Source organism: Streptomyces sp. NPDC052040, from assembly GCF_044548405.1.
Lineage (GTDB): Bacteria > Actinomycetota > Actinomycetes > Streptomycetales > Streptomycetaceae > Streptomyces.
Window position 1 is genome coordinate 1 of sequence record NZ_JBIUBV010000020.1, and the last position, 22003, is coordinate 22003.

Sequence of the window (22003 nt, forward strand, 5' to 3'; positions counted from 1 at the left end):
CGGGGGGCCTCGGGGGGGGGCCGGGGGGGCCGGGGCGGGGGGCCCCCCCAACCCCCCCCCCCCCCCCCGCCCCCCCGCCGCCGGGGGGGGGGGGGGGGGGGGCCCACCCCCCCCCCACCCCTCCCGTCGCCGTTTGATCTACTCGTCGGTAGCATCCTGGCCATGGCAGACACGCAGCAGGTTGACGAGGGCACCGACGCCAAGCAGGCCGCCAAGGCCGAGCGCAGGGCCGCCCGGCTCGCCAAGGAGATCGACGCCTTCGCCAAGGCGCACGGCGGCGCCGAGGGCCAGGTGGCCTACATCGGGGAGCGCGGCGCCCGGATCGTGCTCGTCGGCGAGGACGGCGGCTGGGGCGACCTCGTCGCGCCGACCTACGACATCGCCGAGAAGGCCGTGCAGAAGGCGGGGATCACCGTCCACGAGGACTTCGACGGCGAATTCGCGGCCAAGGTGCGCACCGGCCCCTACGAGTGGACGCGGATGGCGGGGATCCAGCTGGGCGGCAAGCACACCGCCGGATAGCAACACCCTCACGCCGGTTCACCCGTTAGGACCTTCGAAGGCACGGTCCAGCCGCGGGGAGTCCGGATGATCGAAACGCCGTCCCTGACGGACCAGTACTGCCACGGTGTGCTCCGCACCGAGCTGGGTCTCGGCACGTTCGAGGCCCATCTGGCCCGCACCGAGGGGCCGCCCGCCGCCGGCACCACCCTCTTCGACACCCAGACCGGTTTCGCCGTACGCCGCTGGTGCCCGCCGCTGCTCGGCCTGGAGCCGCACTGCCCGCCCGCCCGCTATCTCGCCCGGCGCCGGGAGCTGGGCGTCCTGGAGGCGGGCCGCAGACTGCTGCGGGGCAGCGGCATCACCACCTATCTGGTCGACACCGGGCTGCCCGGCGATCTGACCGGCCCGGCCGAGATGGCCGTGGCGGGCGACGCCGAGGCGCACGAGATCGTCCGCCTGGAACTGCTCGCCGAACAGGTGGCCGACACCTCCGGCACGGTGGAGTCCTTCCTCGCCAATCTGGCGGAGTCGATCCACGGGGCCGCGGCGCACGCGGTGGCCTTCACCTCCCTGGCGGGCGTACGGCACGGGCTGGCGCTCGCGCCGGAGCCGCCCGGGACGGGGGAGGTGCGGAGCGCGGCGGGCCGCTGGCTGTCCGGCCGCCGGGTGGGCGGCGCGGTGTCCGATCCGGTCCTGCTGCGCCATCTGCTGTGGAGCGCGGTGGCCTCGGGCCGCCCCCTCCAGCTGCACGCGGGCCTCGGTGAACCGGGCCTGCGCATCGACCGCACCGACCCGGTCCTGCTGACCGACTTCGTCCGCGCCACCGCCGGGCTCGGCACCGATCTGGTGCTGCTGCACGGCTATCCGTACCACCGGCACGCGGCCCATCTGGCGGGCGTCTTCCCGCATGTCCACGCGGACGTGGGCGCGGTGCTCGCCCGCACCGGGGCCCGGGCCGCCGCCGTCCTCGCCGAACTGATGGAACTGGCCCCCTTCGGCAAGCTCCTCTTCTCCAGCGGCGCCCACGGCCTGCCCGAGCTGCATGTGATCGGCGCCCAGCTGTTCCGCGAGGCGCTCTCCCGGGTGCTGGGCGACTGGGTCGCCGACGGTGCCTGGTCGGCGGAGGACGCGGAGCGGGTGGCGGAGATGATCGCCTCGGGGAACGCCCGACGGGTGTACGGGCTGGCGTGAGCGGGGGGTGGGCGGCGCCCCCGGCCGTGGCGACGGCGCGGGGAGCCGTTGGCGGTCCCCGTCAGGCCGCGGTGAGGGCCGACTCCGCCGAGGGGTCCGGCAGTCCCGCCGGGGCCCCGGGCCGCTCCCGCAGCGACAGCAGCACCCGCAGCACCCCGATCCACACCAGGCACGACCCGAGCATATGGACGCCCACCAGGGCCTCGGGGAGGTGCGTGAAGTACTGGACATAGCCCACCACGCCCTGGCAGAGCAGCACCACGAACAGATCGCGGGTGCGGTGCAGGGGCCCCTTGGGGGCGTCTACGGCCTTGAGGACGAACCACAGCGCGAAGGTCAGCGTCACCACGATCCAGGCGAGCACCGCGTGCACCTTGCTGACGGTCTCCCAGTCGATCGGGATGCGTTCGACGTCTCGGGAGTCGCCCGCGTGCGGTCCGGCGCCGGTGACGACCGTGCCCACCGCGATCAGCAGACCCGAGGCGGCGACCAGGAACCACACCAGCTGCTGCACGGCCTTGCCGGTCAGCGGCCGGGGCGCCCCGTCGCCCTCGCGGGTGCGCTGCCACATGACCGCGGCCACCGTGATGAGCGCGGTGGTGAGCAGGAAGTGGGCGGCGACGGTGTACGGGTTGAGGCCGACGAGCACGACAATGCCGCCGAGGACCGCGTTGCCCATCACGACCCAGAACTGCGCCCAGCCGAGCCGGGTGAGGACCCGCCGCCGGGGTTTCTCCGCGCGGGCGGCGACGATCGCCCAGCCGATGGCCGCGCACAGAACATAGGTCAGCATCCGGTTGCCGAACTCGATGGCCCCGTGCACGCCCATGGCGCTGGTCGTGGTCAGCGAGTCGTCCGTGCACTGCGGCCAGGTCGGGCAGCCGAGCCCCGAGCCGGTCAGGCGCACGGCGCCGCCGGTGACCACGATGACCACCGACATGACGAGTGCGGCGAGCGCCGCCCGCTGCACCGTCCGGGGCTCCGGGGTCCAGCGTGCGGCGAGGAAGGCGAGCGGGTTGCGCGCGGCCGCTACGGCGTCGGCGCGGGTCACGTTTGGCACGCCCTTCATCGTAGGGGGCCGCTTGTGCATGAATTCACGTGGGTGGGGGCCCGGGGGGTGGGGCTGCTCACTCCCAGCGGAAGAACCGGCCCGCCGCGGCCAGGCCCAGGACCGCCCAGACCGCGAGGATCCCCAGGTCGCCGAGGGGCAGGGCGGCCCCGTGCTGGAGGACGGCGCGCAGTCCGTCCGAGAGCGCGGAGATCGGCAGCAGGGAGAGCACGTCCTGCACGCCGCCGGGGAACTTGTCCAGCGGCACGATCACGCCGCCGCCGACGAGCAGCAGCAGGAAGACCAGGTTGGCGGCGGCCAGGGTCGCCTCCGCCTTCAGCGTGCCGGCCATCAGCAGGCCGAGCCCGGAGAACGCCGCCGTGCCGAGGACCAGCAGAAGCAGCACGGCGAAGGGGTTGCCGTGCGGCGACCAGCCAAGCGCGAGGGCGACGGCGGTCAGCAGGACCACCTGGAGGACCTCGGTGACCAGGACCGAGAGCGTCTTCGCGGTCATCAGCCCCCAGCGGGGCAGCGGCGAGGCGGCGAGCCGCTTCAGCACGCCGTAGCGGCGCTCGAAGCCGGTCGCGATGGCCTGGCCGGTGAAGGCGGTCGACAGCACGGCGAGACCGAGGATGCCGGGGGCGAGGAAGTCCACGGCCTTGCCCGCGCCGGTGTCCACGATGTCGACGGAGCCGAAGAGGACCAGCAGCAGGGTCGGGATGACGACGGTCAGCAGCAGCTGCTCGCCGTTGCGCAGCAGCATCTTCGTCTCCAGCAGGGCCTGCGCCGCGATCATCCGCGGCAGCGGGGCGGCGCCGGGAGCGGGGGCGTAGGCGCCTGCGGCGGTCGTCGGTGCGGCCTCGTGGTTCATGAGCGCAGCTCCCTGCCCGTCAGCTCCAGAAAGACGTCTTCGAGGGTGTGCCGTTCGACGGAGATCCGGTCCGGCATCACCCCGTGCTGGGCGCACCAGGAGGTGACCGTGGCCAGCAGCTGCGGGTCGACCTTGCCGGAGACGCGGTAGGCGCCCGGCGTCAGCTCCACGGCCGTGGAGTCCGCCGGGAGCGCCATGAGCAGGGAGCCCACGTCCAGGCCCGGGCGGCCCATGAAGCGCAGGGTGTTCTCGGCGCCGCCGCGGCACAGCGCCTCGGGGGAGCCCTGGGCGATGACCCGGCCCGCGTCGATGATCGCGACATCGTCGGCGAGCTGCTCGGCCTCGTCCATGAAGTGGGTCGTCAGGATCACCGAGACGCCGTCGGCGCGCAGATCGCGTACGAGGTCCCAGGTGGCCCGGCGGGCCTGCGGGTCGAGCCCGGCGGTGGGCTCGTCCAGGAAGACCAGTTCCGGGCGGCCGACGATGGCCATCGCCAGGGCCAGCCGCTGCTGCTGGCCGCCCGACAGCCGCCGGTAGGCGGTGCGCCCGCAGCCGGACAGCCCCAGCCGCTCGATCAGCGCGTCCACGTCCAGCGGACGGGCGTGCAGCTTGGCGACATGGCGCAGCATCTCCTCGGCGCGCGCGCCCGGGTAGACGCCGCCGGACTGGAGCATCACACCGATCCGGGGGCGCAGCGCGGCGGCGTCGCGGACCGGGTCCAGGCCGAGGACGCGTACCGTCCCGGAGTCCGGCCTGCGGTATCCCTCGCAGGTCTCGACGGTGGTGGTCTTGCCCGCCCCGTTGGGGCCGAGTACGGCGGTGACGCCCGCGTGGGCCACCAGGTCGAGGCCGTCCACCGCGGTCTTCGCGCCGTACCGCTTCACCAGGGACTGCACCTGGATGACCGGCTCACTTCGCATGGGCGAGAGTCTAGGTAGGTGCGCCGGACGCCGGACGAGGGGGTCCGAAAACCACCCTTCGCATGGCCGGTGCCCGGTCCGCGGGGAACGCCTCCGCCGGACCGGTCGCGGCTGGGGCCCGAGTGACAAGAGGGCCGGTCGGAGGGGGTGCGGGCGAGGAGCCGGGATCTTGAGGGAACCCCCTGAAACGGTTCAGTCCCCTCTGGTCCGGAGATCGTTTGCGCAGGTCAGCTTAGGTTTACCTAAGTGATGTAGCGCACCGTGGGTGGTCCGGACGCCGCTTGTCAGTCCCCTCGGAATTACGCAACAATGGCGTTGTGAAAAACGTCGGCGAGGCTCGGGAGACCCCCACGGGGACCCCGCAGGAGGAACTCGCGACCGGTGAGCGCTCCACGCGCAACCGCGTCGCGCGCTCCATCCTGGACCACGGCCCGTCGACCGTCGCCGAGCTGGCCGGACGGCTGGGGCTCACCCAGGCGGCCGTACGGCGCCATCTGGACGCCCTGGTCGCGGACGACGTCGTCCAGGCGCGCGAGCAGCGGGTCTACGGGGCGCGCACCCGGGGCCGCCCCGCCAAGGTCTTCGCGCTCACCGACTGTGGCCGGGACGCCTTCGACCAGTCCTACGACACGCTCGCCGCGGACGCCCTGCGCTGGATCGGGGAGCGGTTCGGCGGGGACGAGGCCGTCCTCGCCTTCGCGCGCGCGAGGATCGCCGAGCAGGCGACCGCGTACCGGCGGGCCATCGAGGCCGCCGACCCCGACCGCCGCACGGAAGCCCTCGCCAGGGCCCTGAGCGTGGACGGGTACGCTGCTACGGCGCGCAGCGCGCCCCTTCCGCAGCGGGGCGAACAGCTCTGCCAGCACCACTGCCCGGTCGCCCATGTCGCCGAACAGTTCCCGCAGCTGTGCGAGGTCGAGACGGAGATCTTCTCCGAACTGCTCGGCACGCACGTGCAGCGGCTGGCGACGATCGCGCACGGCGACGGTGTCTGCACGACGTTCATCCCCAAGGCGCCACCGGCGACGGACACCCCCACGATTTCCGAGACCACCCACAACGCATCTGCCAGCACGGCCGGGAGGAACCCCGCATGACTCTCCCCACGGAGACTGCCCACCCCGAACTCGAGGGCCTGGGCAAGTACGAATACGGCTGGGCCGACTCCGACGAGGCCGGTGCCGCGGCGAAGCGCGGTCTGAACGAGGACGTCGTCCGTGACATCTCCGGCAAGAAGTCCGAGCCGGAGTGGATGACCAAGCTCCGCCTCAAGGGTCTGCGGCTCTTCGAGAAGAAGCCCATGCCCAACTGGGGCTCGGACCTGTCGGGCATCGACTTCGACAACATCAAGTACTTCGTGCGCTCCACGGAGAAGCAGGCGGAGTCCTGGGAGGACCTGCCCGAGGACATCAAGAACACCTACGACAAGCTGGGCATCCCCGAGGCGGAGAAGCAGCGCCTCGTCGCCGGTGTCGCGGCCCAGTACGAGTCCGAGGTCGTCTACCACCAGATCCGTGAGGACCTGGAGGAGCAGGGCGTGATCTTCCTCGACACCGACACCGCCCTGAAGGAGCACCCGGAGCTCTTCAAGGAGTACTTCGGCACGGTCATCCCGGCGGGTGACAACAAGTTCGCCTCGCTGAACACCGCCGTGTGGTCCGGCGGCTCCTTCATCTACGTGCCGAAGGGCGTGCACGTCGAGATCCCGCTCCAGGCCTACTTCCGTATCAACACGGAGAACATGGGCCAGTTCGAGCGGACCTTGATCATCGTCGACGAGGGTGCCTACGTGCACTACGTCGAGGGCTGCACGGCGCCGATCTACAAGTCGGACTCCCTGCACTCCGCGGTCGTCGAGATCATCGTCAAGAAGAACGCCCGCTGCCGCTACACGACCATCCAGAACTGGTCGAACAACGTCTACAACCTGGTCACCAAGCGCGCCGTGGCCTATGAGGGCGCGACCATGGAGTGGATCGACGGCAACATCGGCTCCAAGGTGACGATGAAGTACCCCGCCGTCTACCTGATGGGCGAGCACGCCAAGGGCGAGACCCTGTCCATCGCCTTCGCGGGCGAGGGCCAGCACCAGGACGCCGGCTCCAAGATGGTCCACATGGCGCCGAACACCTCGTCCAACATCGTCTCCAAGTCGGTGGCGCGCGGCGGCGGCCGTACCTCGTACCGCGGCCTGGTCGAGATCGGCGAGGGCGCCGCGGGTTCCAAGTCCAACGTGCTCTGTGACGCGCTGCTCGTCGACACCATCTCCCGCTCGGACACCTACCCCTACGTGGACGTCCGCGAGGACGACGTGTCCATGGGCCACGAGGCGACCGTCTCCAAGGTCTCCGAGGACCAGCTCTTCTACCTGATGAGCCGCGGCCTCTCCGAGTTCGAGGCGATGGCGATGATCGTGCGCGGCTTCGTCGAGCCGATCGCCAAGGAACTGCCCATGGAGTACGCGCTGGAGCTCAACCGGCTGATCGAGCTGCAGATGGAAGGCGCGGTCGGCTGACGTCCGGCCCCGTCCGCAGCAGGCGGCCCGCCCTTCCGGAGCGGGTCGCGGGTCACCACTGACTTTAGGAAGAGAGCACAACGACAGCCATGGCCGAGGCCCAGAACTCCCCCACCCTCGACTCCACCCGGGCGGGCGGACCCCCACCGGTGGGGTCCACCACCGCGGGCTCGATCGCGGTCGCCGCGGAGTCGACCGTCGCCACCCGTATGAGCGCGCCGCCGTCCTTCGACGTGGCGGACTTCCCGGTGCCGCACGGCCGCGAGGAGGAATGGCGGTTCACCCCGCTGGAGCGCCTGCGCGGGCTGCACGACGGCACCGCCGTGGCGAACGGCGGCGGTGTGAAGATCACCGTCGAGGCCCCCGAGAGCGTCACCGTCGAGAGCGTCGGCCGTGACGACGCCCGGCTCGGCAGGGCGGGCACCCCGGTGGACCGGATCGCCGCCCAGGCCTACTCCTCCTTCGAGAAGGCCTCGGTCGTCACCGTCCCCAAGGACACCGTCCTCGACGAGCCGATCCGTATCGCCGTGCACGGCCAGGGCGGCACCGCCTACGGCCACCAGGTGATCGAGCTGGGCGCCTTCGCCGAGGCCGTCGTGGTCATCGACCACACCGGTGACGCGGTGCTCGCCGGCAACGTCGACTACCTGCTGGGCGACGGCGCCAAGCTGACCGTCGTCTCCGTCCAGGACTGGGACGACACGGCCGTGCACGTGGCCCAGCACAACGCGCTGGTCGGCCGGGACGCCTCCGTCAAGTCCGTCGTGGTGACCTTCGGCGGGGACGTGGTCCGGCTGCACCCGCGGGTGACCTACGCGGGCACCGGCGGCGAGGCCGAGCTGTTCGGGCTCTACTTCACCGACAGCGGCCAGCACCAGGAGCACCGGCTCTTCGTCGACCACAACACCCCGCACTGCAAGTCGAACGTCGTCTACAAGGGCGCGCTCCAGGGCGAGGAGGCGCACGCCGTGTGGATCGGCGACGTGCTGATCGAGGCCAAGGCCGAGGGCACGGACACCTACGAGATGAACCGCAATCTCGTGCTCACCGACGGCGCCCGCGTCGACTCGGTCCCCAACCTGGAGATCGAGACCGGTGAGATCGTCGGCGCCGGCCACGCCAGCGCCACCGGCCGCTTCGACGACGAGCAGCTCTTCTACCTGATGGCCCGCGGCATCCCGGAGCACGAGGCCCGCCGCCTGGTGGTCCGCGGCTTCTTCGCCGAGCTGGTCCAGCAGATCGGTGTCGCGGACATCGAGGCGCGGCTGCTCGCCAAGATCGAAGAGGAGCTGGAGGCGTCGGTCGCATGACTGACTCGTCGAAGTTCGAACGCGTCTGCGGGCTGAGCGAGCTGGAGGAGGACACCCCGAAGCGGGTGGAACTCGACGGCACGCCGGTCGCCGTGGTGCGCACCGAGGGCGAGGTGTTCGCGATCAACGACATCTGCTCGCACGCGAACGTCTCGCTGTCGGAGGGCGAGGTCGACGACTGCCACATCGAGTGCTGGCTGCACGGCTCGCGCTTCGACCTCCGCTCCGGCAAGCCCGACGCCCTTCCCGCGACGCGCCCCGTCCCCGTATACCCCGTAAAGATCGAAGGGGACGACGTGCTCGTCTCCCTCACCCAGGAGTCCTGAGGCACCCATGGCAACGCTTGAAATCCGAGACCTGCACGTCACCGTCGAGGCCGACAACGCCACGAAGGAGATCCTCAAGGGCGTCGACCTCACCGTGAAGCAGGGCGAGACGCACGCCATCATGGGCCCCAACGGCTCCGGCAAGTCGACCCTCGCCTACTCGCTCGCGGGTCACCCGAAGTACACGATCACCAGCGGCACCGTCACCCTCGACGGCGAGGACGTCCTGGAGATGTCCGTCGACGAGCGCGCCCGCGCGGGCCTCTTCCTGGCCATGCAGTACCCGGTCGAGGTCCCCGGCGTCTCCGTCTCCAACTTCCTGCGCACCTCCGCCACCGCCGTCCGCGGCGAGGCGCCCAAGCTGCGCACCTGGGTGAAGGAGGTCAAGGAGGCCATGGAGCGCCTCAACATGGACCCGTCCTTCGCCGAGCGCAACGTCAACGAGGGCTTCTCCGGCGGCGAGAAGAAGCGCCACGAGATCCTCCAGCTCGAACTGCTCAAGCCGAAGGTCGCGATCCTCGACGAGACCGACTCGGGCCTGGACGTCGACGCGCTCCGCATCGTCTCCGAGGGCGTCAACCGCGTCCGCGAGACCGGTGAGGTCGGCACCCTGCTGATCACGCACTACACGCGCATCCTGCGCTACATCAAGCCCGACTTCGTCCATGTCTTCTCCGGCGGCCGGATCGTCGAGTCCGGCGGCGCCGAGCTGGCCGACAAGCTGGAGAACGAGGGCTACGAGGCATATGCGAAGCACGACGTAGCCGACACGAAGGGTGGCGTATCCGCGTGACACAGCTGCCGGGCCTCCTCGACACAGAGGCGATCCGCAAGGACTTCCCCATCCTGGACCGGCTGGTCCACGACGACCGGAAGCTCGTCTACCTGGACAACGCGGCGACCTCGCAGAAGCCGCGCCAGGTGCTGGACGCCCTGAGCGAGTACTACGAGCGCTACAACGCCAACGTCCACCGCGGTGTGCATGTGCTCGCCGAGGAGGCCACGGCGCTGTACGAGGGCGCGCGCGACAAGGTCGCCGAGTTCATCAACGCCCCCAGCCGCGACGAGGTGATCTTCACCAAGAACGCCTCGGAGTCGCTCAACCTCGTGGCGAACATGCTGGGCTGGGCCGACGAGCCCTACCGGGTGGACCACGAGACCGAGATCGTCATCACGGAGATGGAGCACCACTCCAACATCGTGCCGTGGCAGCTGCTCGCGCAGCGCACCGGAGCGAAGCTGAAGTGGTTCGGCCTCACCGACGACGGCCGCCTCGACCTGTCGAACATCGACGAGATCATCACCGAGAAGACGAAGATCGTCTCCTTTGTGCTGGTGTCCAACATCCTCGGCACGGTCAACCCGGTGGACGCGATAGTCCGCCGCGCCCAGGAGGTCGGCGCGCTGGTCTGCATCGACGCCTCCCAGGCCGCGCCGCACATGCCGCTGGACGTCCAGGCCCTCGGGGCCGACTTCGTCGCCTTCACGGGTCACAAGATGTGCGCTCCGACGGGTATCGGTGTGCTCTGGGGCCGCCAGGAGCTGCTGGAGGACCTTCCTCCGTTCCTGGGCGGCGGCGAGATGATCGAGACGGTGTCGATGCACTCCTCGACCTATGCCCCCGCCCCGCACAAGTTCGAGGCGGGCACCCCGCCGATCGCCCAGGCGGTCGGTCTGGGCGCGGCGATCGACTATCTGACCGCCATCGGCATGGAGAACGTCCTCGCCCATGAGCACGCCCTCACCGAGTACGCGGTGAAGCAGCTCGGCGAGGTCCCCGACCTGCGGATCATCGGCCCCACCACGGCCGAGGACCGGGGCGCGGCGATCTCCTTCACCCTGGGCGACATCCACCCGCACGACGTGGGCCAGGTCCTGGACGAGCAGGGCATCGCGGTCCGGGTCGGCCACCACTGCGCCCGCCCCGTCTGCCTGCGGTACGGAATTCCTGCGACCACGCGGGCGTCGTTCTATCTGTACTCCACGCCGGCCGAGATCGACGCACTGGTCGAGGGGCTGGAGCACGTTCGGAACTTCTTCGGCTGAGGGACGTGAGCTGAAACCGTGAAGCTGGATTCGATGTACCAGGAAGTCATCCTGGACCACTACAAGAACCCGCACGGGCGTGGTCTGAGGGATGGCGACGCCGAGGTACACCATGTGAACCCGACGTGCGGCGACGAGATCACCCTCCGTGTGAAGTACGACGGCACAAAGATCGCGGACGTCTCGTACGAGGGCCAGGGCTGCTCCATCAGCCAGGCCTCGGCCTCCGTACTGAACGACCTGCTGGTCGGCAAGGACCTGGCGGACGCGCAGAAGGTCCAGGAGACCTTCCTGGAGCTGATGCAGTCCAAGGGCAGGATCGAGCCCGATGACGCGATGGAGGAAATCCTGGAGGACGCGGTCGCGTTCGCGGGTGTCTCCAAGTACCCGGCACGGGTCAAGTGCGCCCTCCTGAGCTGGATGGCGTGGAAGGACGCGACGGCCCAGGCCCTGGGCGGAGCCGACGCCGAAAGGAAGACGGCATGAGCGAGACCATGGAGATCAAGCCCGCCTCCGAGGAGGAGGTCCGCGAGGCCCTGCTCGACGTGGTCGACCCCGAACTGGGTATCGACGTCGTCAATCTCGGCCTCATCTACGGCGTGCACATCGACGACGCCAACATCGCGACCATCGACATGACGCTGACCTCGGCGGCCTGCCCGCTGACGGACGTCATCGAGGACCAGGCCAAGTCCGCCACCGACGGCCTGGTCAGCGAGCTGCGAATCAACTGGGTCTGGATGCCGCCGTGGGGCCCCGACAAGATCACGGACGACGGCCGCGAGCAGCTGCGGGCGCTCGGCTTCAACGTCTGAGCACCCCGGCCCACCCCGGCCTCGAAGAACGGCGACGCCCGACGGGCGTCGCCGTTCTGTTGTCCGCACCCGACTTTGTGAAGTACTTGCGCAGACATGTGTACGCCCGTACATATCGTTGCGTACACTCGTACACATGGGATACGCATTCCTCGCGGGGGCCATAGCCGCCGAAGTCGTCGCCACCATCTCCATGAAGTACAGCGAGAGCTTCAGCAGGCTGGGGCCCTCCCTGGTGACCCTCACCGGCTATGTCGTGTCCTTCGCGCTGCTCGCCCGGGCCCTGAGGACCCTGCCGATCGGCACGTCCTACGCCATCTGGTCGGGGATCGGCACCGCGGCCGTGGCCTCCCTCGGCCTGCTGCTCTTCGGGGAGCACCTGGGCCCTGCGAAGATTGCCGGGATCCTGCTGATCGTCGGCGGGGTGGTGGTCCTGAATCTGGGAGGTGCGCACTGATGCCCCGACGCCACGACCCCGGACGGCGGCAGCGGATCGTGGACGCGGCGATCCGGGTGGTGGGCGAGAAGGGCCTCGCCGGACTGAGCCACCGCTCCGTCGCCGCCGAGGCGGAGGTCCCGCTCGGCTCCACGACGTACCACTTCAAGACCCTCGACGAACTGATGGTCGCCGCCCTGCGCCAGACCAACGAGAACTTCGCCGCGGTCCTCGCCGAGACCGGTCTGCCTCGGGACGAGGACGGCGACCTGGCGACGGACCTGGCCCGCGCCCTGGGGGAGTGGCTGAACGGCGACCGCACCGGCGTGGAGCTGGAGTACGAGCTGTATCTCGCCGCCCTGCGCCGCCCCGCCCTGCGCCCGGTCGCCGCCGCCTGGACGGAGGAGACCGCCGCCCGCCTGTTCCACCACACCGACCCGGCCACCGCCCGCGCCCTGCTCGCCCTGATGGACGGCATCTGCCTCCAGGTCCTCCTGACGGGGGCGGAGTACGACGAGGCGTATGCGCGGGAGATGCTGGGGCGGGTGCTGGAGGGGTAGCCCGGGTGCGTGAGGGGCGGGTCCTGGTGGGGTAGCGCCCGGGTGTGGGGGGCCGGGGGCCCGGTGGCGCGCCCGGCACCTGGGACGGCTCGTCCACCGGTTCGCCCGCGCGCCCCCCGCCACGTTAGGTTTCCCTCATGACCGACACGACTGCTCCCCGTACCACCGGTGCCGTGGCCGCCGGCCTCGCCACCGTCGCCGCCGACGGCACCGTCCTCGACACCTGGTTCCCCGCGCCCGAACTGGCCGCCGAGCCCGGCCCGTCCGGCACCGAGCGGCTGTCCCCCGAGCGTGCCGTGGAACTGCTCGGCGACGGTGCTGCCCGGGCGATCGGCCCGGACGTCCGCCGGGGCGTCGAGGTGGTCGCGGTCCGCACGGTCATCGCCTCCCTCGACGACAAGCCGATCGACACGCACGACGTCTATCTGCGTCTGCACCTGCTCTCGCACCGCCTGGTCAAGCCGCACGGCCAGAGCCTGGACGGCATGTTCGGCCTCCTCGCCAACGTCGCCTGGACCTCCCTCGGCCCGGTCGCCGTCGACGACATCGAGAAGGTGCGCCTCAACGCCCGCGCCGAGGGACTGCACCTCCAGGTGACGTCCATCGACAAGTTCCCGCGCATGACGGACTACGTCGCCCCCAAGGGCGTGCGCGTCGCCGACGCCGACCGTGTGCGCCTCGGCGCCCACCTCGCCGACGGCACCACGGTCATGCACGAGGGCTTCGTCAACTTCAACGCGGGCACCCTCGGCACCTCCATGGTCGAGGGCCGCATCTCCGCGGGCGTGGTGGTCGGCGACGGCTCCGACATCGGCGGTGGCGCCTCCACCATGGGCACGCTCTCCGGTGGCGGCAACGTGATCATCTCCATCGGCGAGCGCTGCCTGATCGGCGCGGAGGCGGGCGTCGGCATCGCCCTCGGCGACGAGTGCGTGGTCGAGGCAGGCCTCTACGTCACCGCCGGCACCCGGGTCACCATGCCCGACGGCCAGATCGTCAAGGCCCGCGAACTCTCCGGCGCCTCCAACATCCTCTTCCGCCGCAACTCGGTCACCGGCGCGGTCGAGGCCCGCCCGAACAACGCGGTCTGGGGCGGCCTCAACGAAATCCTCCACGCCCACAACTGAGCATCGGCGAGGGCGCCTTGCCGCCACCGCCACCTTGGATCGCCCTCCCCGGGCCGGAACCCGGCCGGGGAGGGCGCATACCCGTGGGGAGAGGCCGGGTGGCGTTGCGCAGGTGCGGACCGGGTCGGGTCACCACGCTACGACCCCGTTGTCGTCGAACAGCTGGCCGGTCGGGCCGTCGTCCGGCAGGGTCGCCAGCCGGATGGCGATCGCCGCGCCCTGCTCGGGGGTCTGCGTCCCGCTGAAGCCGTTGAGTCCGGTGGCCACGTAACCGGGGCAGGCGTTGTTGATCAGGATGTTTGTGCCGGTCAGCTCCTTGGCGTACTGGACGGTGACGGCGTTGAGTTGGACCGCGGCGGTCACGCTCCCGCTGTCGGTCACGTCCAGAGGGACGCCGAACGCGTCGGCACCGGCCGCGCGCAACTTTGCCACGGCGTCCTGGCGGCGCCGCTCGTCCCGGGCGCCGACACCGACACTCCAGCCCCGCGCGCCCAGCCCGGCCGCGATCTCATACCCGATTCCCTTGTTCGCGCCGGTGACCAGCGCGATCGTCCTCTCGCTCACGACAGCGAGCATGCCTGCGCGGCAGCCGGGCACCAACACCGGCTCGGTGGTGCAGCGATACCCGAGCGGTATCGATCGGCCGTCTGCCCGTCACTAGCCTGTGCCCATGGAGATACGCGAGCTGCGGTACTTCGTCGCCGTCGCCGAGGAACTGCACTTCGGCAAGGCTGCCCAGCGCCTCGGGATGGCCCAGCCGCCGCTGTCCCGCGCGATCACGCAGCTCGAACGGCGGCTCGGAGTCCCACTGCTGGAACGCACCAGCCGCAAGGTCGCGCTCACCGAGGCCGGAGCAGTACTGCTGGCCGAGGGGAGAGCGATCCTCGGCGCGGTGACAGCGGCTGAGCGGCGTACCCGACGGGCCGCGACAGCACCTTCCAGCCTGGTCCTTGCCGTCAAATCCGGCACCGCCGGACGGCTGTTGACGAAACTGCTCGACGCCTACGCCGCGGAGCCCGGCGCGGCTGCCGTCGATCTGCTGCTCTGCGAGGCCCACCAGCATCAGCAACTGCTCCAGGACGGGCAGGCCGACGTGGCTCTGCTGCATCTGCCGTTCGACTCCGCAGCCGGGCTCGACACCGAAGCTCTGTGCACCGAGGGACAGGTTGCGATCCTGCCGTCCTCCCACCCGCTCGCCGACCGCTCCCGGCTCCGGATGGCCGACGTCGCCGCACTGCCCGAGCTCCCGATGGCCCGCTGGCCCGGTCCCGGCGGCAACTGCCCGGAAGGGCCGGGCGCGGAGGTACGGAACCTGACGCAGCTCTTCCAGCTGATCGCGCTCGGCCGCACCACCGCGGTCCTTCCCGAGTCGGCCGGGGCCGACCTGCGCCGAGACCTCGCCGCCGTACCGGTCCTGGACGCCCCGCCCGTGACAACGGTGATCGCTTGGCCGCCGCACAGCCGCCTCCGTGCGGTTGCCGACCTGGTCCGCGTGGCAACACGTCGTTGACCTCGGACGAGGGGAGGTCGGCCACCCGTTGACGGCCCCGATCCGCGATGCGCGCGGCCGGTCGCGGGACGGGACGCGTCCGCTCACCCCCTCTCCGAGGACGCGAACTCCCTCAGTGCGGTGAAGTCCGGCTCGCGCAGGCCGAGTCGGGGGTTCACATGGTGGAGGAGGGCCGGGGCCGGGTGGTGGGCGGAGACGTACTCCTGGTCCGCGGGGGTCTGTTCGTCGTCCACCCAGGCGAAGGGGCGCTGCCGGGCGTGGGCCACGATGGCCTCGGTCTTCCAGTGGACGCCGTCCGGGCGCAGGGCGAACAGATCCGTGCCGAAGTCGACGTAGGGGAGTTCGGGCAGGCCGATGACCGGGCCGATCCAGCGGTTCGCGGCGTCCATCCAGGTGGTGGCCCAGCACAGGTCGTAGCCGAGTGCCAGCAGTTGGCGGCCGTGGCCGGGGTGCAGCCATACGCGCAGGGGCCGCCCCGGACGGAGGGCGACGCGAATGGTCGTGTAGCCCTCCGGACGGCGTTCCGGCTGCGCCGCCCAGGGGTTGAGGGGGCCGTCGACGTCCAGGAAGAGTAAGGGGCGGTCCATGGGGTCACCGTAGGGCAGCAGGTCAGTCGGTTGTCAGCCGGGCGAGCAGGGACAGGAGTCCGGCGGTCGTTCCGGGGGGTGCGGGGCGCAGCGGCGGGCGGACCGGGCCGGCGGGCAGGTCGAGGGCGGTGAGGAGGGCCTTGGCCGTGACCGTGCCGGGCAGGCCCGCCGCCATCATGGCCTCGATCAGGGGCAGGAGGCGGTGCTGCGCCCGGGTCGCGGCAGCCGTGTCGCCGCTGTCGAAGGCGTCCAGTACGGCCCGCACGGCGCCCGGGGCCACGTTCGCCACCGTGCTGACGCAGCCCGCGCCGCCCACCGCGTAGAGCGCGAGGCAGTGTTCGTCGCAGCCCGCGTAGCAGGCCAGATCCGTTCGGGAAAGGACCTTCTGGATGCCCAGGAGGTCGTAGGAGCAGTCCTTGACGGCCACGATGCGGGGGTGGTCCGCGAGCCGGATCATGGTGTCGGGCTCGATGCGGGTGCCGGTGCGGCCGGGGATGTCGTAGAGCATGACGGGCAGTTCCGAGGCGTCCGCCACCTCGTGGAAGTGCTGGGCCAGGGCGTCCTGCGGGGGCCTGCTGTAGGAGGGGCTGACCACCAGGAGGCCGTCCGCGCCCGCCTTGCCCGCCGCGAGGGCCAGTTGGACGGTGTGCCGGGTGTCGGCGGTGCCCACGCCCGCGAGGACGGACGCACGGTCGCCGACCGCTTCCCGAACTGCCTGGACGAGCGCCGTCTTTTCGGTGTCCGTGGTGGTCGGGGACTCGCCCGTCGTTCCGTTGAGCACCAGTCCTTCGCAGCCGCCGGACACCAGCCGGTCGGCGAGCCGCTGGGCCCCGTCCAGGTCGAGCGCGCCCGACTCGGTGAAGGGGGTGACCACGGCGCACAGGGCGCGGCCGAAGGGCGGGGGAGGGGGCACGGAGGCGGTTGTCGTCATGTGCAGCAGTTTCGGGGAGGATGATCATAAAGATCCACTTAAATCTCCTCACGGGTATTCGTTAGGAGTGGTGATGGGTGGGGGTGATGGGGGCGCGTGGACAAAAAAAGTTTTCGGTGGGAGGGTGGGGGCCATGCTGGACGTGACCGTGATCGAGGACCCCGAGGCGGCAGCCGTGTCGCTGGACCCCGTGCGGGCGCGGCTGCTCGCCGAGCTGGCGGGCGGGCCCGCGTCGGCCGCCATGCTGGCCGGACGGGTGGGGCTGCCCCGGCAGAAGGTGAACTACCACCTCAGGGCCCTGGAGCGGCACGGCCTGGTGGAGCTGGCCGGGGAGCGCCGCAAGGGCAATGTCACCGAGCGGCTGATGCGGGCCACCGCCGCCTCATATGTGATCAGCCCCCTGGCGCTCGCCTCCGTGCAGCCGGACCCGGACCGGTTCCGCGACCAGCTCTCGGCACGGTGGCTGCTGGCGCTCGGCGCCCGGCTGGTGCGGGACGTCGGCTCGCTGCTCACCGGTGCCGCCAAGGCCCGCAAGGGGCTCGCGACCTACGCGCTGGACGGCGAGGTGCGCTTCGCCAGCGCCGCCGACCGGGCCGCGTTCGTCCAGGAGCTGACGGCCGGTGTCGGGGCCCTGATCAGCAAGTACGACGCCCCCGATGCCGAGGGGGGCCGTGACCACCGGATCGTGGTCGCCGTTCACCCCGCCCTCGGGGCGGCATCCGCCGGGCAGGACCCCGGGACTCCGGCGCCCGAACTCACCAGCTGAACCGCACGTCGCACAGGAGCCACACCATGCCCCAGGAATTCGAGATCGTCCGCGAGTTCGAGGTCGACGCCACGCCCGAGGAGGTCTGGGAGGCGGTCACCCACGGCACCGGTGGCTATCTGTGGCCGATGGAGCCGCCGGAGCCCCGGGTGGGCGGCGCCGGACCCTTCGGCTCCGAGGTCACCGCCTGGGACCCGCCCCATCGCTACGCCAACCGCGTCTCGGCCGCCGAGGGCGTCTCCCGGCAGACCCTCAACCAGCTCGACCACACCATCGAGCCGCGGGACGGGGGCCGCCGTGCCTGGGTGCGCTATGTGCACAGCGGGATCTTCGTCGACGACTGGGACAACCAGTACGACGGCGCGAGCCGGCACACCGACTTCTATCTGCACACCCTGCGCGAGTATCTGACCCGCTTCGCGCCGCGCCCGGTAACCTTCGCGACCCTCAACGGGCCCGAGGCGTCCACGGCCGCCGACGCCTTCACCGCCGTGAGGGATGCCCTGGGGCTCGCCGAGGACACCCCGGTGGGCGGCACGGTCGGCGTCCGGGGACCCGGCGGGGGGACCCTGGACGCCGTACTGGACTTCCGCAGCCCCTACTTCATCGGGCTGCGCACCGGGAACGCCCTGATCCGCTTCTTCGGCCGCAATCACTGGGGCGCCCCGGTGGGCATCAGCGTGCACGACTTCGCACCGGACGCCGACGCCAAGGCGAACGAACTCGCCTGGCAGCGGTGGCTGGACGGGGTCTACGGGGTCCACGGCTGACCCCGTCCGGCTCACCCGCGACCGCTACGGGCGGAAGCGGAGCACCTGCGGGTCGTGGTCGCTGATCTGGTCGTGGAACTCCGAGTTGATGTGCACGCTGTCGTAGTGCAGACCACCGCGGCGGATCGACGGGCTCACCAGGATCTGGTCCAGGACCTGGCTGTTGCCCTGGTAGTCGTAGGTGTACTGCTCGCTCTTCGGCAGCGACTTGATCGCCGACCACAGCTCGCCATGGCCCTCAAGGGTCTTCGCGGTGTCGGAGAACTGGAAGTCGTTCATGTCACCGAGCGCGATGACCTCGGCGTTCTTCTGGGTGTCGAGGATGTTCTTGACGAAGTCGTGCACCTCGGTCGCCTGAAGGTGGCGCTGGGTCTCGGAGCTGCGCACCGGCGGCTGGTACTGCCCGGCCAGCCCCTGGTCGCCGCCCTTGGAGGTCAGGTGGTTGGCGATCACGAAGACCGTCCTGCCGCGGAAGACGAACTCACCGGCGAGCGGCTTGCGGCTGGCCTTCCAGGCGTCGCTGGCCGGGTCGATCCGGCCCGGGGAAGCCGTCAGCTGCGCCTTGCCGTGCACCTTGGTGACGCCCACGGCGGTCGTGGAGTCGCCGCCCGGACGGTCGGTGAAGGAGACCCGCGCGGGGTTGAAGAGGAACACCTGGCGGATGTTGCCGCCGGGCTCGCCGCCGTCCTGGTCGTTGACCGGGTTGATCGAGCGCCAGTCGTACTTCGGGCCGCCCGCCGCGACGATCGCGTCGATCAGCTTGTTCACCGTCTGGTCCGCGGCGACCGTGCCGTCGTCGGTGGCGCCGTTGTTGTCCTGGATCTCCTCCAGGGACACGATGTCCGGCGACTGGAGGTTGTTCACGATCGCGGCGGCGTGGGCCGCGAAGGTGCCGTCGGACGGGTCCAGGTTCTCCACGTTGTACGTCGCCACGGCCAGCTCGCCGCGCGCCTGCTTGTGGGTGGTCTCGCGCTTCAGGCCCCCGCTCTTGAGGGTGCCGAGCTGGTTCGCGACCAGGGTGTAGCCGCCGAACTGGTTGAAGTCCAGCGGGCCGGTGGTGGTCCCGGCGAGCGTGTCCCCCACGTTCGCGGCGGGGAAGTCGGCGGTCGCGCCGAGCGACTGGATCTGGAGCCGTCCGGTGTTCTGCGAGGTGTAGGAGCCGTAGACCGTGCCGCCGCGGCGGTTGGCGTGCTCATGCGGCTTCACCGTGACCCACAGCTCGGTGTACGGGTCGGTGCCGGTGATCACCCGGGCGTCGGAGACCTGGACGTTCATGCCCTCCAGGGACTCGTAGTAGTCCAGGGCGTACTGCGTCGGCTGGAGCGGGAGGGCGTTGATCGACCCGCTCGCGGCCGTGTCGCCCGCCGGGGCGTACCGGGAGGGCACCGAGCGCGCGTTGATCACCACGGGGGCCGGTACGGCGTTGCCGCTCGACAGGACCGCGACGGTCGGCTTGGTGATCTCGGTGACCGACTGGTTGCCGGACGAGGTGCCGCCCGGTACGTACTCCGAGACCGTGCCCGCCACGGTGACCGAGTCGCCCACGGCGACCTTCGGGGCGGAGCTGGTGAAGACGAAGACGCCCTCACTGGTGGCCGGGTTGGCGTCCGGGTTCGGGTCCTGCATCCAGAAACCCTTCGACGAACCGTAGGTCCGCACGCCCGTGACGATTCCGGGCACATCCGTGACCTTCTGGCCCGCCAGCGGCGACAGGCGGGTGGTGCCCTGGATGTCATGGATGCGCACGGTGTCCGCGTGGGCCGGCGCGGTGAGCACCACGCCGGACAGCACGGAGCAGGCGGCGGCGACGGTGAGCGCGGCGAGGCGCGCGGAAGACTTGCTCGGCAACGGGATCCCTCCGGGGACATACGTGGGTGCCGGGACGAGTGGTACGTGGTGCGTGGAACCGGGACGGCCGCGCCGGTGGGCGGCGTCCGCGCATACAGAAGGGCGGCGGGATGATCACCTGGGCAATCACCGGGACGATCACCGGACGATCGCTGAAAGTGTCTTGGTGAACAACTGTCCGCCGACTTCTACGCGCGTCAATCTCCTGTGTTCCCAGGTCAGTTGTCAAGGTTTCGGCCATGTACGGTGCCCTGCGGAGAGATGAACCGGGCGGCATGGGTGGAAATCCGTCTAGGCTGAGCCGTGTGCTCCGGGGCGCGCCCCTCGGCCACTACATACGCCCCCAAGGAGGCCCCGCCGATGTCAGACAGCTCCCCCTTGCCGCCGGTACGGCTGCACCCCGAAGCGGAACTCGCCCGGGATGCGCTCGCCGCGCCGCTGCTCTCCCGTGCGGCCCGGCTCGCCCGCTGGGCGGGGCCGGACACCCGCGTGGGCGCCGGGGGCGAACTCGTCGAGGAGCAGCTGCCCGCCGCGGCCGAGGTCCTCGGGCTGACCGGCGAGGACGCCGCCGCCTATGCGGGCGAGGCCTGGCGGGTCGCCGTCGACAGCGGACTCGTCGAGATCGTCGACGAGGAGGAGGGGACGGTCGCCGCGGGCGCCGACCTCGCCCTGCTCACCTCGGGCAGCCCGCACGACGTGCTCGGCGTGTGGCTCGGCGCGCTGGACACCGTGCTCGCCGACGCGAGCGTGCCCGATCTGGAGGACCTCGTCGGCGCCCTGGACGAGGGCGTCGAGATCGACTTCTCCTCCCTCGACTGGGACCCGGAGGCGGAGGCCGAGTTCCTCGACGGAGTGCTGGGCAACCTCTATCTGCTCACCGTCAGCGAGGAGGGGCCCGGCGAGGGCCCGGTGCCGCTGCCCGCGCTCGCCGCGTCCATGATCGTGCCGGACGACATGGGCGAACCCACCAATGACGTCCTGGAGCAGGTCTCGGACGCCATGATGCGGCTGGACGACCAGTTCCGGATCCTGGAGCCGATCGGGCTCGTCGACTTCCGGCCCGTCGACGAGGCCCTGATGGCCGACGCCGACGAGGAGCCCGCCGCACCGCTGGACGAGACGGATGTCAGCCGGTACGGGATGGTACGGCTGACCCCCCTCGGTCTCTACGGGGTCCGGGCCCGGCTGCTGGAGGCGGGGATGTCCGCCCCCGCGGTCGGGGAACTCGCGGACAAGGGCGCGGACGCGCTGCTCGACGGCACCTCGGCGTTCCCGCCGGCGGCGGCCCAGGCCGAGACCGAGCAGTGGCTGACCCGCCGGGAGCCGCTCGCGGCCGCCCGGGAGCTGCTCGCGGCCGCGCGCGGTTCCGACGCCGGGGCGCCGCTGCGACGGCTGCGCTGCCAGCAGGCACTGTCCCTGGTCGGGCCCGAGGCGGAGCCCGCGCTGCGGGAGGTGCTGGACGACGCGGAGCTGGGCGGCCTGGCCCGGGTCTGGCTCGTCGAGCGGGGGGCGGCCGATGTGCCCCCGCCGCCGGAGTCGATGGTCTTCTGGCTGACGATCGACACCGTGGCCGCGCAGCTGGCGGCCGAGGGCAACTCCGAGGAGCTGCGGGGCCTGGTGGAGGGCCTGGCGGCGCAGCACAGCGGCTTCTTCGACACGGCCTGGCGGGTGGACCACCCCGCGACCCCGGAGGTCCTGGAGGCGATGGGGCGCCTGCACCCGGACAAGAAGATGGCCAAGGAGGCCCGCAAGGCCGCGTTCAAGGCCCGCTCCCAGCAAGGCGGTTGAGGGAGCAGGGCGGCGGCCGGGTCCCACCGGGGGCTGTGACACAGGAGCGAGCCGGGCCGGAGAAGCGCCGGTCCGGGCGCCCGCCGCGCGGAAAAGCGCTCCGCGTCCGCCCGTTACAGTACGGAAAGGGGATC

At 71.1% G+C, this 22003-nt stretch carries 24 protein-coding genes; 17 read left to right on the top strand and 7 right to left on the bottom strand.

Annotated elements, in window-relative coordinates; all coding sequences use genetic code 11:
• Positions 1-162 precede the first annotated feature (162 nt).
• Positions 163-522: a hypothetical protein gene (locus ACIHAA_RS28335; RefSeq protein ID WP_399822044.1), complete on the top strand. Its 360-nt coding sequence runs from the start codon at positions 163-165 to the stop codon at positions 520-522.
• A gap of 66 nt (positions 523-588) precedes the next feature.
• Positions 589-1695 carry an amidohydrolase family protein gene (locus tag ACIHAA_RS28340; RefSeq protein WP_399822047.1) on the top strand — a complete coding sequence of 369 codons (1107 nt, stop codon included), beginning with the start codon at positions 589-591 and terminating at the stop codon, positions 1693-1695.
• A gap of 61 nt (positions 1696-1756) precedes the next feature.
• On the opposite strand, the gene ACIHAA_RS28345 is transcribed toward ACIHAA_RS28340, so the two are convergent.
• The 3 genes from ACIHAA_RS28345 to ACIHAA_RS28355 are packed head-to-tail and all read right to left on the bottom strand — an operon-like array spanning position 1757 to position 4534.
• Positions 1757-2764, bottom strand: coding sequence for a heme A synthase (locus ACIHAA_RS28345; RefSeq protein WP_399822049.1), 1008 nt, complete (start codon positions 2762-2764; stop codon positions 1757-1759).
• A 58-nt stretch (positions 2765-2822) separates the two neighbouring features.
• Positions 2823-3614, bottom strand: coding sequence for an ABC transporter permease (locus ACIHAA_RS28350; RefSeq protein WP_399822051.1), 792 nt, complete (start codon positions 3612-3614; stop codon positions 2823-2825).
• Entirely contained in the window at positions 3611-4534 is a 924-nt protein-coding gene (locus ACIHAA_RS28355) for an ABC transporter ATP-binding protein (protein WP_399822053.1), read from the bottom strand. Before ACIHAA_RS28355 ends, ACIHAA_RS28350 begins: the two co-directional genes overlap by 4 nt.
• A 317-nt stretch (positions 4535-4851) precedes the next feature.
• On the opposite strand from ACIHAA_RS28355, the gene ACIHAA_RS28360 reads away from it, so the two are divergent.
• From ACIHAA_RS28360 to dapD, 11 genes are all read left to right on the top strand, one after another.
• On the top strand, positions 4852-5631 hold the full coding sequence (locus ACIHAA_RS28360; protein ID WP_399822055.1) for a helix-turn-helix transcriptional regulator: 780 nt from the start codon (positions 4852-4854) through the stop codon (positions 5629-5631).
• Entirely contained in the window at positions 5628-7049 is a 1422-nt protein-coding gene (gene sufB, locus ACIHAA_RS28365; RefSeq protein ID WP_399822058.1) for a Fe-S cluster assembly protein SufB, read from the top strand. The genes ACIHAA_RS28360 and sufB overlap by 4 nt, the downstream gene beginning before the upstream one ends.
• Positions 7050-7138: 89 nt before the next feature.
• Positions 7139-8359, top strand: a complete 1221-nt coding sequence (sufD, locus tag ACIHAA_RS28370; protein WP_399822060.1) for a Fe-S cluster assembly protein SufD — start codon at positions 7139-7141, stop codon at positions 8357-8359.
• Positions 8356-8685, top strand: coding sequence for a non-heme iron oxygenase ferredoxin subunit (locus ACIHAA_RS28375; protein WP_399822061.1), 330 nt, complete (start codon positions 8356-8358; stop codon positions 8683-8685). Before sufD ends, ACIHAA_RS28375 begins: the two co-directional genes overlap by 4 nt.
• A gap of 7 nt (positions 8686-8692) precedes the next feature.
• The gene (gene sufC / locus ACIHAA_RS28380) at positions 8693-9478 is read left to right on the top strand and encodes a Fe-S cluster assembly ATPase SufC (RefSeq protein WP_399822062.1); all 786 of its coding nucleotides are present in this window, start codon (positions 8693-8695) and stop codon (positions 9476-9478) included.
• Positions 9475-10731, top strand: a complete 1257-nt coding sequence (locus tag ACIHAA_RS28385; RefSeq protein ID WP_399822065.1) for a cysteine desulfurase — start codon at positions 9475-9477, stop codon at positions 10729-10731. The genes sufC and ACIHAA_RS28385 overlap by 4 nt, the downstream gene beginning before the upstream one ends.
• Positions 10732-10749: 18 nt before the next feature.
• Entirely contained in the window at positions 10750-11217 is a 468-nt protein-coding gene (gene sufU / locus ACIHAA_RS28390; protein WP_399822067.1) for a Fe-S cluster assembly sulfur transfer protein SufU, read from the top strand.
• Positions 11214-11546: a metal-sulfur cluster assembly factor gene (locus tag ACIHAA_RS28395; RefSeq protein ID WP_399822069.1), complete on the top strand. Its 333-nt coding sequence runs from the start codon at positions 11214-11216 to the stop codon at positions 11544-11546. The genes sufU and ACIHAA_RS28395 overlap by 4 nt, the downstream gene beginning before the upstream one ends.
• A gap of 136 nt (positions 11547-11682) precedes the next feature.
• Complete coding sequence (locus ACIHAA_RS28400; protein ID WP_399822070.1) at positions 11683-12003, top strand: DMT family transporter; 321 nt, start codon at positions 11683-11685, stop codon at positions 12001-12003.
• The gene (locus ACIHAA_RS28405) at positions 12003-12542 is read left to right on the top strand and encodes a TetR/AcrR family transcriptional regulator (RefSeq protein WP_399822072.1); all 540 of its coding nucleotides are present in this window, start codon (positions 12003-12005) and stop codon (positions 12540-12542) included. Before ACIHAA_RS28400 ends, ACIHAA_RS28405 begins: the two co-directional genes overlap by 1 nt.
• 137 nt (positions 12543-12679) lie before the next feature.
• Entirely contained in the window at positions 12680-13669 is a 990-nt protein-coding gene (dapD, locus tag ACIHAA_RS28410; protein WP_399822075.1) for a 2,3,4,5-tetrahydropyridine-2,6-dicarboxylate N-succinyltransferase, read from the top strand.
• Positions 13670-13798: 129 nt separating this feature from the next.
• On the opposite strand, the gene ACIHAA_RS28415 is transcribed toward dapD, so the two are convergent.
• Complete coding sequence (locus tag ACIHAA_RS28415) at positions 13799-14245, bottom strand: SDR family NAD(P)-dependent oxidoreductase (protein ID WP_399822077.1); 447 nt, start codon at positions 14243-14245, stop codon at positions 13799-13801.
• Positions 14246-14339: 94 nt separating this feature from the next.
• Here ACIHAA_RS28415 and ACIHAA_RS28420 point away from each other — a divergent pair, with 94 nt between their 5' ends.
• A complete protein-coding gene (locus ACIHAA_RS28420; RefSeq protein WP_399822080.1) occupies positions 14340-15179 on the top strand; it encodes a LysR family transcriptional regulator in 840 nt (279 codons plus the stop codon).
• A gap of 83 nt (positions 15180-15262) precedes the next feature.
• On the opposite strand, the gene ACIHAA_RS28425 is transcribed toward ACIHAA_RS28420, so the two are convergent.
• Positions 15263-15766, bottom strand: a complete 504-nt coding sequence (locus ACIHAA_RS28425; RefSeq protein WP_399822083.1) for a hypothetical protein — start codon at positions 15764-15766, stop codon at positions 15263-15265.
• A 22-nt stretch (positions 15767-15788) separates the two neighbouring features.
• On the bottom strand, positions 15789-16697 hold the full coding sequence (dapA, locus tag ACIHAA_RS28430) for a 4-hydroxy-tetrahydrodipicolinate synthase (RefSeq protein ID WP_399822085.1): 909 nt from the start codon (positions 16695-16697) through the stop codon (positions 15789-15791).
• 133 nt (positions 16698-16830) lie between these two features.
• Here dapA and ACIHAA_RS28435 point away from each other — a divergent pair, with 133 nt between their 5' ends.
• Together ACIHAA_RS28435 and ACIHAA_RS28440 are read left to right on the top strand one after the other, a co-directional pair.
• A complete protein-coding gene (locus ACIHAA_RS28435; protein ID WP_399822087.1) occupies positions 16831-17463 on the top strand; it encodes an ArsR/SmtB family transcription factor in 633 nt (210 codons plus the stop codon).
• 26 nt (positions 17464-17489) lie between these two features.
• Entirely contained in the window at positions 17490-18233 is a 744-nt protein-coding gene (locus tag ACIHAA_RS28440) for an SRPBCC domain-containing protein (RefSeq protein WP_399822089.1), read from the top strand.
• Positions 18234-18257: 24 nt separating this feature from the next.
• On the opposite strand, the gene ACIHAA_RS28445 is transcribed toward ACIHAA_RS28440, so the two are convergent.
• The gene (locus ACIHAA_RS28445; RefSeq protein ID WP_399822091.1) at positions 18258-20081 is read right to left on the bottom strand and encodes an endonuclease/exonuclease/phosphatase family protein; all 1824 of its coding nucleotides are present in this window, start codon (positions 20079-20081) and stop codon (positions 18258-18260) included.
• Between the two features lie 360 nt (positions 20082-20441).
• On the opposite strand from ACIHAA_RS28445, the gene ACIHAA_RS28450 reads away from it, so the two are divergent.
• Positions 20442-21869 carry a hypothetical protein gene (locus ACIHAA_RS28450; protein ID WP_399822093.1) on the top strand — a complete coding sequence of 476 codons (1428 nt, stop codon included), beginning with the start codon at positions 20442-20444 and terminating at the stop codon, positions 21867-21869.
• Positions 21870-22003 lie beyond the last annotated feature (134 nt).